General features: G+C 61.1%; 9 protein-coding genes. 7 read left to right on the top strand and 2 right to left on the bottom strand.

The features are described from left to right. The first annotated feature begins 66 nt into the window (after positions 1-66). Positions 67-852, top strand: coding sequence for a DUF1499 domain-containing protein (locus EJ072_RS02650; RefSeq protein WP_126078449.1), 786 nt, complete (start codon positions 67-69; stop codon positions 850-852). Here EJ072_RS02650 and EJ072_RS02645 read toward each other — a convergent pair whose 3' ends face one another. Beyond that, positions 853-1,761 (bottom strand): MBL fold metallo-hydrolase, encoded by a 909-nt coding sequence (locus EJ072_RS02645; protein ID WP_126078448.1) that lies wholly within the window; start codon positions 1,759-1,761, stop codon positions 853-855. It lies immediately after the preceding gene. A gap of 239 nt (positions 1,762-2,000) precedes the next feature. On the opposite strand from EJ072_RS02645, the gene EJ072_RS02640 reads away from it, so the two are divergent. The 6 genes from EJ072_RS02640 to EJ072_RS02615 all read left to right on the top strand — a co-directional run bounded on the left by EJ072_RS02640 (position 2,001) and on the right by EJ072_RS02615 (position 11,196). Next, positions 2,001-2,591 (top strand): biotin transporter BioY, encoded by a 591-nt coding sequence (locus EJ072_RS02640; protein ID WP_126078447.1) that lies wholly within the window; start codon positions 2,001-2,003, stop codon positions 2,589-2,591. 219 nt (positions 2,592-2,810) lie between these two features. Continuing rightward, positions 2,811-3,701, top strand: coding sequence for a glucose-1-phosphate thymidylyltransferase RfbA (gene rfbA / locus EJ072_RS02635; protein ID WP_126078446.1), 891 nt, complete (start codon positions 2,811-2,813; stop codon positions 3,699-3,701). After that, positions 3,694-4,248, top strand: a complete 555-nt coding sequence (rfbC, locus tag EJ072_RS02630) for a dTDP-4-dehydrorhamnose 3,5-epimerase (RefSeq protein ID WP_126078445.1) — start codon at positions 3,694-3,696, stop codon at positions 4,246-4,248. The genes rfbA and rfbC overlap by 8 nt, the downstream gene beginning before the upstream one ends. 14 nt (positions 4,249-4,262) lie before the next feature. Further along, positions 4,263-5,396 carry a dTDP-glucose 4,6-dehydratase gene (gene rfbB, locus EJ072_RS02625; RefSeq protein ID WP_189343329.1) on the top strand — a complete coding sequence of 378 codons (1,134 nt, stop codon included), beginning with the start codon at positions 4,263-4,265 and terminating at the stop codon, positions 5,394-5,396. Beyond that, a complete protein-coding gene (gene rfbD / locus EJ072_RS02620; protein WP_126078444.1) occupies positions 5,393-6,301 on the top strand; it encodes a dTDP-4-dehydrorhamnose reductase in 909 nt (302 codons plus the stop codon). The genes rfbB and rfbD overlap by 4 nt, the downstream gene beginning before the upstream one ends. After that, positions 6,298-11,196, top strand: a complete 4,899-nt coding sequence (locus EJ072_RS02615) for a glycoside hydrolase family 99-like domain-containing protein (protein ID WP_126078443.1) — start codon at positions 6,298-6,300, stop codon at positions 11,194-11,196. The genes rfbD and EJ072_RS02615 overlap by 4 nt, the downstream gene beginning before the upstream one ends. Positions 11,197-11,260: 64 nt before the next feature. On the opposite strand, the gene EJ072_RS02610 is transcribed toward EJ072_RS02615, so the two are convergent. Further along, the gene (locus EJ072_RS02610) at positions 11,261-12,196 is read right to left on the bottom strand and encodes a hypothetical protein (RefSeq protein WP_126078442.1); all 936 of its coding nucleotides are present in this window, start codon (positions 12,194-12,196) and stop codon (positions 11,261-11,263) included. Positions 12,197-13,169 lie beyond the last annotated feature (973 nt).

Genomic DNA, 13,169 nt, shown 5'->3' with positions numbered 1-13,169 from the left:
TTCCGGCTTCAAGCCCGCGCCAAAAACCGCTAACTCTCGGCCCGGGTTGGGACGATACGGCGAAGAATGGCATCTATTCCTGAACGGCAGACGTCGAGGGCGGCCGGCTGGTCGCGGCGGATCGGGGCATTTTCCCTCGTCCTTCTGCTCACCGCCGTTGCCGGTTACCGACTCGGATTCGTCGAGACGCCGCCTTTCCTGTGGGTGCTTGCGGTCGTCGCGCTGCTGGCGGCGCTCGCCCTGTTGATGGCGGGTCTCGGCCTGTCGAGGGTCTGGAGCTTCGGCGATCGCGGTGGCCGCGATCTCAGCGTCGGCGCGCTGCTGGCGCTGCTGGTTCTGGCGCCCTACGGCGTCGCCGTCTACTGGGCCACGATCTACCCGCCGCTGCGCGACATCTCGACCGATCTCGACGACCCGCCGGTCCTGGACACCAGCGACCGGACAAGCGACATGAACGAGCTGTCGCCGCCGACCCCTGGCGAACAGAGCCTGCAGGCCGATACCTATCCGCTGGTCAGCGGCCACAGCTACAATCTGCCCTTCGAAACCGTCGTCGACGCTGTCGAAACCGTGCTCGACCGCCGCGACTGGCAGCTGACGGCGCCTTATCCCGACATCAACGGGCAGAGCGAGGCGACGATCAATGCGCTGGCCAAGGGCTTTGTGCTCGGACTGCCGGCCGACGTCGCCATCCGCGTCACCGACGATGGCGAGCAGGTCATCGTCGACATGCGCTCGGCCTCGCGCTACGGCCGCTACGACCTCGGCGACAACGCCGCCCGCATCACGGATTTCCTCGGCGAGCTGGACCAGGAAGTCGCCGGGCAGGTTGGCGCGGCGCCGGCCGAGTGATCAGCCGGCGGGACTGAAAATGCCGTCGATCGCCGGGTCGCCTTCGGTGGCGATCAGGCCGCGCGCGGCCAGATCCTCGAGATGGGCGAGCACCGACAGCCCCGCGGCGCCGTGCAGGCGGGGGTCGGTGTCGCGATAGATCGCTGCGACCATCTCCCTGATCGTCCGGTCGCCAGCGCGGATGCGCTCCAGGATCGCCCTTTCACGCATCTTGCGATGCGTCTTCAGGCCGCGCATGAACCTTTGGGGCGCGGTCACGGGCCCGCCATGGCCCGGCAGCAGCAGACGATCCTCGCGCGCCAGCAGCCTGTCGAGGGAGCTCATATAGTCGGCCATGGCGCCGTCCGGCGGCGCGACGATCGAGGTCGACCAGGCCATGACATGGTCGGCCGAAAACAGGATGCCGGTTCCCTCGAGCGCAAACACGGCATGGTTGGCGGTGTGGCCGGGCGTCAGCATGGTGCGGATCGCCCAGCCGTCTCCCTCGGTCAGGGCATTGTTGGCCAGCGCGATATCGGGCACGAAGGCCAGGTCGGCGCTGGCGTCGAGCGGATTGACCTCGCCGATGCGCAAGGGCCGTGCCGGCCGGTGCGGGCCTTCGGCAAGCGTCGGCGCGCCGGTGCGCTCCTTCAGCCGTGCCGCCAGCGGCGAATGGTCGCGATGCGTGTGGCTGACGAAGATGTGGCTGACCGGCCGGCCAGCGATCGCCGTGAGCAGCGTTTCGAGATGCGCGTCGTCTTCCGGCCCCGGATCGATCACCGCCAGCGTGTCGCGACCGACGAGATAGCTGTTGGTGCCGTGGAAGGTGAACGGACTCGGGTTTCCGGCAGTGATGCGCAGCACATCCGGCGCAACCGTGACCGCCCGGCCGTAGGCCGGGTCGAAGCTGGTATCGAACTCAAGCGCCATGCCGGATTCCTTTGCAATGCGGCAAAATGATTGCCGCCCGATACGGAAGCCAATATAGGAAATTCAATGCATGTCGCCCAAAAGTGCGCAGCGGTTTTGGGACAACGACATGCATCAAGAAAGTTTTTGAGCATGTCGCCCAAAAGTGCGCAGCGGTTTTGGGACAACGACATGCATCAAGAAAGTTTTTGAAGCCAGCAAATCAGCCACCCAATGAATCAGCCAGAATGAGGAAGACCATGGCAATTGCAACCACGATGCGTCCGCTCGTTTCTCTCACTCTGCCGGAGCGGGGCGCCGCGCGGCTCGCGACCCAGCTCTTCCTGGCGCTTGCCGGAACCCTGCTGCTCACGCTTTCGGCCAAGACCAAAGTGGTGCTCGGCCCGGTCGACATTTCGCTGCAGACGCTCGCCGTGCTGCTGATCGCCTCGGCCTTCGGCCTGCGGCTGGCCGTCGCGACGCTGCTTCTCTACCTTGCCGAAGGCGCTTTTGGCTTGCCGGTCTTCCAGGGCACGCCGGAAAAGGGCATCGGCATCGCCTATATGCTGGGCGCGACAGGCGGCTATCTCGCCGGTTTCGTGGTCATGGCCGCGATCGCCGGCTGGGCCGCCGACCGCGGCTGGGACCGCAGCCCGTTCAAGCTGTTCGGCGCCATGCTGACGGCGGAAGTCGTCATGATGGCCATGGGCTTTGCCTGGCTGGCGATGCTCATCGGACCGGAAAAGTCCTGGCAGTTCGGCGTCCTGCCCTTCATCGCCGGCGACCTGATCAAGGTGGCCCTGGCCGCCAGCCTGGTGCCGGCCGTGTGGGCGTTGCTCAAGCGCGGCTGATCGCGATCGACGAAAGAAGGGCCGGCGGGCGACAAGCGCCCGCCGGCCCTTTTTCATGCCGCAGTCGGATTTCGCTCGAAACCACCGCGTGCCGGATGATAGAAAGTGGAACCAGCGTCAGGAAGGAAGCAAACCCGACATTGACAAGCCGGTGCCCGAAACCTAAGCACGGGCAACTTGGCATCGAGGCGGGGGCCGCGGTAGTTCAAGGAGAGCTTGTTGAAAGGAATTATCCTTGCGGGCGGCAGCGGAACACGTCTTTATCCGCTAACATTAGCTGTATCTAAGCAAATACTGCCGATCTACGACAAGCCGATGATCTACTACCCGCTTAGCGTGCTGATGCTCGCGGGAATCCGCCAGATCCTCGTCATTTCAACTCCGCGCGACTTGCCGGTGTTTCAGGCTTTGCTGGGCGATGGTTCGGAATTCGGCCTGGAGCTCTGCTATGCCGAGCAGGCGGAGCCCAATGGTCTCGCCGAAGCCTTCATCATCGGTCGCGACTTCATCGGCAAGGACAGCGTGTCGATGATTCTCGGCGACAATATCTATTTCGGCGGCGGCCTGTCGCAGCTCTGCGGCGAGGCGGCTGCGCGCGACGGCGGCGCCTCCGTCTTCGCCTACTATGTCGACGATCCCGAGCGCTATGGCGTGGTCTCCTTCGACAAGGTCACCGGCAGGGCTTTGACGATCGAGGAGAAGCCGCAAAAGCCGAAGTCCAACTGGGCCGTGACAGGTCTTTATTTCTACGACAACAACGTCGTCGACATTGCTTCGACCATCCGCCCTTCGGCGCGCGGCGAGCTCGAGATCACGGCGGTCAACAATGTCTATCTCGAGCGCGGCGAGCTGCATGTCCACCGCCTCGGCCGGGGCTATGCCTGGCTGGATACCGGCACGCATGACAGCCTGCTCGAGGCCTCGTCCTTCGTGCGCACGATCGAGCATCGCCAGGGCATCAAGATCGCCTGCCCCGAGGAGATTGCGCTGGAGCAGCGCTGGATCAGCGCCGACGAGGTCCTCGATCGCGCGGCGCGGCTCGGCAAGAACGAATATGCGGCCTATCTGCGGCGGCGGGTCGCCGATCTGATGGAGGATCAAGGTGCTTGAGGTCAGGACGCTCGGCCTGGAGGACGTGCTGGAGATCGTGCCGAAGCGGCATGGCGACGCGCGCGGCTATTTCTGCGAGACCTGGAATGCGGAGCGCTTTGCCCAGGCCGGTATCGACCTGACCTTCGTGCAGGACAACCATTCCTACTCCGCGGCCGCCGGCGTCCTGCGCGGCTTGCACTATCAGTTACCGCCCCGCGCCCAGGACAAGCTGCTGCGCGTCGTGCGAGGCAGCGTCTTCGATGTCGTCGTCGACATCCGCCGGTCTTCGCCGACTTTCGGAAAATGGTCGGCTTTGGAGGTGTCGGCCGAGAAGGGAAACCAGATCCTGGTGCCGAAGGGATACGCGCACGGCTTCGTCACGCTCGTCCCGGACACCGAGATTCTGTATAAGGTCACCGATACGTATTCGCCGGAGCATGACCGGTCGATCCGCTTCGACGACCCCGCCATCGGCATTGCGTGGCCGTCGCTTGCCGGTGACTTCCAGCTCTCGGACAAGGATCGCAAGGCGCCACCGCTGAGCGAGGCAGAGGTTTTCGCGTGAGGGAAGAGGGCAGGCTGAATTTTCTGGTCACCGGCGGCGCCGGCTTCATCGGCTCGGCCGTGTGCCGGCACCTGTGCGCCAACCCGGCCAACCGCGTCACCAATCTCGACAAGCTCACCTATGCCGGCAATCTCGCGTCGCTGCGGCCGATCGAGAACGCGCACAACTATCGCTTCGAGCAGGGCGACATCTGCGACGAGCGCGCGGTGCTGGAGATATTGCGCCGCGACGACATCGACATCGTCATGAATCTGGCCGCCGAAAGTCATGTCGACCGCTCGATCGACGGCCCCGGCGCCTTCATCGAGACCAACATCGTCGGCACCTACCGCATCCTCAATGCGGCGCTGGAATACTGGCGTGGGCTGTCCGAGGAGCGCAAGGCGGGCTTCCGCTTCCACCATGTCTCGACCGACGAGGTCTTCGGCGACCTGCCTTTCGACGGCGGCATGTTCGTCGAGGAGACGCCCTATGCGCCGTCCTCGCCCTATTCGGCGTCGAAGGCGGCGTCGGACCACCTGGTGCGGGCCTGGCACGAGACCTACGGCCTGCCGGTGGTGCTGTCCAACTGCTCGAACAATTACGGCCCCTACCATTTCCCCGAGAAGCTGATCCCGCTGGTTATCCTCAACGCGCTCGACGAGAAGCCGCTGCCGGTCTACGGCGCCGGCGCCAATGTGCGCGACTGGCTGTTCGTGGAGGATCACGCGCGGGCGCTGGAACTGGTGGCCACCAAGGGGCGGCCGGGCGAGAGCTACAATGTCGGCGGCAATTCCGAGCGCACCAATCTCGGCGTGGTCGAGGCGATCTGCGATCTTCTCGACCTGAGGCGGCCGCGCGCCGGCGGCAAGCGCTATCGCGACCTGATCACCTTCGTTACCGACCGTCCTGGACATGACCGCCGCTATGCGATCGACGCCTCCAAGATCGCGCGCGATCTCGGCTGGGCGCCGCGCGAGAATTTCGACAGCGGCCTGGCCAGGACCGTCGACTGGTATTTGGACAACAAATGGTGGTGGGGGCCGATCCGCGAGCAGCGCTACGCCGGCGAGCGGCTGGGCCACGGTGCGGCCGCAAACAGCCAGAACAGTCCGGTTGCAGGCAACCCGGCCGGGATCGCGGCCGAGAGCAGGAAGGTGACCACGTGAGGCTTGCCGTCACCGGACGCGAGGGCCAGGTCGCCGCAAGCCTGGTCGAGGCGGCGCGGGGCCGCGAAGGCGTGGAAGTCGTCGCCGTCGGCCGCCCGGGGCTCGACCTTGCGCGGCCCGACACAGTGCTCGCGGCATTGGAAGCGGCAAGGCCGGACATCGTCGTTTCCGCCGCCGCCTACACCGCCGTCGACCAGGCCGAGGACGATAAGGACCTGGCCTTCGCGGTGAACGCCACCGGCGCCGGCAAGGTGGCCGAAGCCGCGGCAAGGCTCGGCGTCCCCGTCATCCATCTGTCGACCGACTATGTCTTCGACGGCGCCAAGGACGGCGCCTATGTCGAGACAGACGCCACCGCGCCGCTCGGCGTCTACGGCGCCTCCAAGCTCGCCGGCGAGGAGGCGGTGGCCGCCGCCGATCCGCGCCACATCATCCTGCGCACGGCCTGGGTCTACAGCCCTTTCGGCAGGAACTTCGTCAAGACGATGCTACGGCTGGCGGCCGATCGCGACGAGATCGCCGTCGTCGCCGATCAATGGGGCAATCCGACCTCGGCGCTCGACATCGCCGACGCCATCCTGCATGCGGCGGCGAGGCTGCGGGACGACAGGAATTTCGCCGCCTTCGGTGTCTACCACCTGGCGGGCGAGGGCGACACCAACTGGAGCAGCTTTGCCCGCCACATCCTCGACACAAGCCGGGCGTTGGGTGGCCCCTATGCGAAAGTGCGCGATATCGCCACGGCGGATTATCCGACCAGGGCGAGGCGCCCGCAAAATTCGCGGCTGTCGAGCGCGAAGTTTGAGGGTGTGTTCGGGTGGCGAGCGCCGGGGTGGCGGCAGGCGACGGAGAAGGTTGTTCGGCGGCTGGGGCGCAGCGAGACGAAACAGGCATTGAGTGCATGAACGAAAATCCATCACCGGAGCAACTGCGCGATGCGACCGCGCAGCCGGCGGACCAAGCGGCGCCAAAGAAGCGCGCTAAAGCCAGGTCAGCGAAGACGAAGCCGGCGAAGCGCATATGCGTCATGGTGCTCGGCATGCATCGCTCGGGCACGAGTGCGCTGACGAGGGTGATCAGCCTAGTTGGCGCCGAGCTACCGAAGAACCTAATTTCAAAAGACAGCAACAATGCGACTGGTTACTGGGAACCGGCAGCATTGAACGCTCTCAATGATCAGATGCTTGCGGAAGCCGGTAGTCGCTGGGATGATTGGCGCGCCTTCGACGCGGCCAACCTTGGCAAGCCTCGTGCCCAATTCTACCGCGCGGAGATCGCTCGCATCCTGGAGGAAGAATACGGTGAAGCTCCGCTCTTCGTACTGAAGGAACCGCGGATATCTCGTTTTGTGCCGTTCTACGCTGACATCCTGAAGGCGATGGAGATCGATGTTCGCTATGTATTGACTGGGCGTAACCCGCTTTCGGTCATTGCCTCGCTCGGCAAGCGAGATGGCTTCACACCGGGGTTTGGGGCGCTTCTATGGTTGCGCCACGAGTTGGAGGCTGAATCCGCCACACGCGGCAAGCCGCGTGTCTTCCTCTCCTACGAAGCGCTTATGCAGGACTGGCGTCCTGAAATCCGGAATATAGCGGATGTGCTGGCCATCGGCCAACCATGGACTGTGGACGACATTGCGGCCCATGTGGATGCCTACCTCTCGCGAGAGCATCAGCACCATATCGCAGGCGGTGCACAACTTCTGGCCGACGAACGCATCGCCGACTGGGTCAAGGACACCCATGCCGCCTTGACCGCGCTTCGTAACGACGGACAGGACGCTGAGGCGCTTGCCACGCTCGATAGGGTAAAGGCCGAATTCGACGCAGTATCGCCGATCTTCGGGGACGCATTCTTTCCCGAGCTTGAGGCACGACAGCGGATCTCGGCGCAAGCGCAGGCCGACCTGCGAATGGTCGCAAACGACAGCGCTGAACTGGCCCGGCAACGTGCCGACGAAATTGAGACTTTGACCGCTCTGGAGCGGCAAAGACAAGCCGACTGGGGCGAGCGCGAGGCACAGTTCGCTGGAGAGAAGGCTGAACTTCATCGCTTAATTGGCGAGCGCGACGCCGAAGTCACGCGGCTCGTGCCAGAGGCCGAGCAAAGCATGGCCGAGATTGAAAGGCTTGGTGAGGAAACCGCGCACAGATTAGAGCTCCAGGAATATCAGACAGCTTTTGCCAAGGAATTGGCGGGTCTGAAGTCTTTGGCTGATCAACGCGCGCTCCAGATCGAGCAGCTGCAGAACCAAGCTAGCCAGGCAGCGACTATACAGTCTCATCTGCAGGCCGAGCACGACAGATTGCGTTGGCAGGCTCACGAGAGCACAGCCAGATACGAGGAACTTGAGCGCGAGAACGCCGCTCTTCGCGCCAACGCAACCGGGCTGGAGATGGACCGCGATCACGCCCGTGCCGAGGAAAAGCGGCTGCATGATGTCCTTGACGCGGTGTATGGCAGTACGTCTTGGCGAACGACGCAGCCAGTTCGTGCTATCGGATACGGTATCGCCGCGGTTGCGCGTATTCCTGTGTCAGGTCGTAAGCGTTTGAGCCGGGCAGCCTACGCCTCTTGGCATCGGCTTCCTATGCCGACGGCCGCAAAGCAGAAGTTTAAAGGCGCTGTTTTCCGTTTCTTTCCGTTTCTTTTCAAAAGGACGACCGCCTATAGGGCCTGGCGGAGTTCCAACTCTTATGATGGTGGATTAGCGGCAATTGCCAGCACAGCACCTGTCGGCTTGGGCGCGCCGAAGCCCACACACGTTCCGCTGCTGAATGCCGAGCCAGTGGCGAATAAGCCGGTGCGCGTAATTGCCTTCTATCTTCCGCAATTCCATCCAATCCCGGAAAATGACGAGTGGTGGGGTCAGGGTTTTACGGAATGGGTCAATGTCAAACCCGCGCAGCCACAGTTTTTGGGACATTGTCAGCCCCATGTGCCGGGTGAGCTTGGCTACTACGATCTCAGAGACAAAGCGGTGCAACGCCGCCAGATCGAATTGGCGAAGTTATACGGAATTGAGGGCTTCTGCTTTTATTTCTATTGGTTTGCAGGAAAAAGGCTACTCGAAAAACCATTGGAGAACTGGCTCAACGACAGGGATTTGGATCTTCCATTCTGTTTGTGTTGGGCCAACGAGAACTGGTCCCGCCGGTGGGACGGGCTCGACAGCGAGATCCTCATAGCTCAGAATCATTCGCCAGCGGACGATCTCGCTTTTATAAAAGAAGTGGCGCCCTATCTGCGCGACCCTCGATATATCCGAATTGACGGCAAGCCGGTGCTTTTGGTTTACCGGCCGAGCTTGCTGCCGGACGCCAGCGAAACGGCCTCGCGCTGGCGCCAATGGTGTCGTGATAACGGCGTCGGCGAAATCTATCTCGCTTACACTCAATCCTTCGAGAAGAACGATCCGAGACACTATGGCTTCGATGCCGCAGTCGAATTTCCGCCGAACAACTCCGCGCCCCCGAACGTGACCGGTCAAGTCGTGGGCCTACGTGACGACTTCGCGACGACTGTCTATGACTGGGCTGTCTTTCCGGAGCGCAGCGAAGCATATCCTCCGCGTGAGTACAAGCTGCTCCGTTCCGTCTGCCCAGGCTGGGATAATACCGCCCGTCGCAAGAATAACGGAACGGCTTTCATCAACAATACGCCAGATCTCTACAAGCGATGGCTCGAAAACGCCGCTAAGGACACAATAAACTGCATCGACGAGCCGAGTGAAAGACTGGTCTTTGTCAATGCCTGGAACGAGTGGGCAGAGGGCGCGCATCTCGAACCGGATGCGCAGACAGGCTATGCTTACCTCCAGGCGACCCGCGATGCATTGGAGGCAGTGGGTCGTGAAGGGAAAAGCATCGTTGTAGTCTCGCACGACGCACACCCACACGGCGCGCAAATGCTCGCTATGAACATGGCACGAGGTTTCGGTGAGCTTGGCTTCAAGTCCGAGTTGATCACCCTGGGCCACGGCAATCTGCTTCCTCGCTTCGCGGAAGTGGCCAATGTGCATATAATCGACCTTGCGGCGGAACCCGAGGCAAAGGTGTTGGAGCGCCTTAAGGCTATCCGACGCGGCGGGGCCGAGATGGCGGTGGTCAATACGACGGTCTCCGGGCTTCTCGTTCCCTTGCTGAGGAGAGCAGGCTTTTGCACCGTCTCGCTTATTCACGAACTGCCGGGCATCTTGAAATCCCACGGGCTTGAGCGGAATGCTGCCGCGATCGCGAAACACGCCGACGTTTTGGTCTTTCCCGCCGAAATTGTTCGATCCGGGTTTGAGAATTTCGTCGGCAGGTCAACCGGGCGAGCGGTGACTCGTCCGCAGGGTTCCTATTTTCGCACGCCATTTCGAGAAGAAGATCGCGTTGCGGTGCGGGATCGGGTGCGCAAGAGACTCGGCCTACGCGAGGACGCCCGCATCATTCTGTCGGTCGGATACGGGGACCACCGCAAAGGGCTCGATCTTTTCGTTGACGCCGGGCTCAAGATAACAAGGGCTCATCCGGATGCAGCTGCCGTCTGGGTCGGTCATGTCGATCATGCCCTGCAAGCATTTCAAATGCAGCGAATAAAGGATGCCAGGCTTGAGGATCGTTTTGTCTTTATAGGCTTGGTCGAGGATCCCAGAGATTACTATTTCTCGGCTGATATATATGTCTTGACGTCGCGCGAAGATCCATTTCCTTCGGTAGTGCTTGAGGCACTGGACGCGGCAGTTCCGGTCGTCGCCTTCGAAGGTGCTGGAGGCTTCCAGGATCTGTTAAAGCGCGATTGTGGTATCCTTGTCCCCAAGTTCGACACGGATGCGATGGCTAGGGCTGTTTGCAGCCTCCTCGACAATTCGGAAGAAGCTGAACATCTGGCAAAGATCGGCCGTGAAATTGTCCGCCAGGAGTTTGGTTTCAGTCACTATCTCCATGATCTGCTGGCCTATGCCGGAAGGCCCTTGCCGCGGGTATCCGTCGTGGTGCCGAACTACAACTACGATAGATATCTCATCGAGCGTCTCAATTCGATCGTGAGGCAGACGGTACGACCTTATGAGTTGATTGTGCTCGACGATGCCTCGACGGATGACAGCGTCAAAACCATCGAGCAGTTTTTGGCCACCTGCGATATTCCAGCCAAGTTGGTCAGGAACGAGCGGAATTCAGGCTCGGTATTCCGTCAATGGATGCGTGGCGTTGAAGCTGCGCGCGGCGATTTCGTCTGGATCGCCGAAGCGGATGATCTCGCCGATCCCGACCTCCTGGAAAAACTTCTGCCCGCCTTCGAACGACGCGATGTCGTCATGAGCTACTGCCAGTCACGGCAGATGGACGGCGATGGGCGAATCTTGAGCGAGGACTATCTGGACTACGTATCCGATATCGACCGGTCTCGTTGGGCCAAACCCTACGTCGTCGACGGACGCCAGGAAATTGCCGAGGCACTTTATCTCAAAAACACGATCCCCAACGTCAGCGCGGTACTGTTTCGTCGAGCGCCGCTAATTGAGGTTCTCCAGGGGGAACTCGAAGAGATCGCTTCCTATCGGGACGCCGGCGATTGGGTCGCTTACCTGCGGCTGCTCGAGAAGGGAGGGGTCGCGTTCGATCCCCGGCCACTGAATTCGCATCGCCGTCATCAGTCGAGCGTCACCCGCTTCGATGGCAGGCACTTGCAAGAGATCGCCAAAGTGCAAGCGGAGACGATCGCGCGTTTCCACCTCGGGGCGTCAGCGCAAGCTGCGGCTGCCGCATATGTGCAGAGCCTGTATGAGCAATTCGGCTTAAGGGCCCTGAAATAGTGCGAGCAGAATGACCGCGCCCGGGATCGCATTCCTTTTCGTCGAAAGGGACGAAGTCCTGGCTTCACAATAGACCGGCATCAAGTAAACGAATGCGGCCCACTCTTGCAAGAAATCCGGTCACTCTTGCCCTAGCCGACTGTTGCAAACTGAACCATCCGCGTTCTGGCTCATGCCGTCGCTCAAAAAGGAAATCTTCTTGAAAGCCGGGGCGAAAGTGCGGCCGGTAGGAAGGCAATGCATCGCGCATCTGGTCGATGCAGTACCTCACATTTTTCGCAGTCAGCGGATACTCTCCCGGCTCGCTTTGGATCGTCCGAAAAAGTTCGACAAGCAGGCGGTGTTGGTCGGCAGAAGGGCGTGCGATATTCACTTGCCGAAGGGCCTCGATCAGAGGGTAGGGCAGTGATCCGTTCCCTTCAACTTGACTGTGGTCGAACCCATCGCCAGGAACGCCGATCATGGTGAGAAAGTCCTTGAATAACGAACCCTCAACCCACTGCGCTCGATCATAGGGGGCCAGCGTCAGATTTGGCACTTTCAACCAGCGCCTAAGAATGTCCAACTGCGACGGGTCATAGGCGAAGGGCTGCTCGTTCAGCGGGCGAGTCCAGCGCGTGTCATAATGCCGGACCACCTCATTGAAAGCTGAGACTACGATGTCGCTTGGGTGACGTACATAAGCGATGACCCGAATGTCGTGCCCCTCGAGGCATGATAGAAACAGATCGAGATCTACCCCCGCCTCGCAAAGCATTTCCGAGCTGATGAGCAGCGTTTTGCCTTCTGCCTCTGCCAGCGTCATTGCCAGCCGTGTCGGGCCATGATCGTTTGACCCTGGCATGAATGCCACAGCCAATGGGTTATGATTTGGCCACTCGGAGGTTGTCGGCTTGTAGAAGACTCCGTGCTGCAAAAGCAAAGCAGCGTTTCGAGCTAAAAAAGCTTGAAGCGCACTCGTGCCCGTCTTGTGGACGCCGATATGGAGGATGATCGTCATGAAGTCGACCTCTCAGCGGAAGTCTGCAGCTTCGATCACCGAAGCCATAATGTCATTAGCGATTCATGATTTTCCAACGGATTCAGGAGCGAACACGAGCTTGTTGCCACAAAATGTTGCAAGGCTTGCTGTGCTAAAGCATGTCTCCCGGAAATGGGAACCGGTTTCGGGATAAAGACATGCGTAAAATCAAAAATCTAAAGCGCGTGGAGCGAATCCGAAGGATCGCGACGCGCTTTAGTCTAGAGGCGCGACCCAGCTCGTCGATGTCCGAGGTCCCGGCCGATCGTTGGTCACCCTATCCCGGCTTCCTCAGAACATAGACCTCGGTCATGGGGCCAAGGACGGCAACGTCCTTTGACTGCATTCTTCTCACCTCGACGTCGAACCCCGTGCGCCTCTGAATGAGCAGCGGCAGGTCGTATCCGTAGCGCCACGTTACGAGCGAACCCGACGGGTCCTGCGGGTTCCCGTGATATTCGGGCTCTCCGAAAATGCGGACGCCATCTGAGGATTGGAATGCCACCTGTTCCGACTCCGTGCGTTCGGGATAGGTCGGTGCGGTGAAAATGCATATGCCGCCAAAAGTCCAAGGTCCGAAAAATCTCCGCCAGGGCTTTGAAAGGTTCAAACAGGTGCTCCATCACGTCCAGGTGCACGACCAGGTCGAAGCATCTGTCGGGGAAGGTTTGCGCCTCCAGGTTCTCGTTCCTGATATGCCCGACCATCGTCCCGAAAGGCTTGTCGGGATAGTAGCCGGAGAAGACTTTTTTCGTGATATTGTACCAAAGCCAGAGCGATAAACCTCGCTCGCCAGGCGCCGCCTCATGAACCCGAAGTTCCTTAAGCTGCTCTCGTGAGAACATTGAAAAAAGGACTGCTGCTGCAGCCCTTTCTCGCGTGACGCAATCGTTGAGCGGGCAACCGATTGCCTTTAGCCCGTCTCTGCAACCGGCATAGTCGTCAGGCGCGA

The organism is Mesorhizobium sp. M2A.F.Ca.ET.046.03.2.1, from assembly GCF_003952425.1.
Taxonomy (GTDB): domain Bacteria; phylum Pseudomonadota; class Alphaproteobacteria; order Rhizobiales; family Rhizobiaceae; genus Mesorhizobium.
This window is presented reverse-complemented; position numbering and strand designations above follow the sequence as displayed.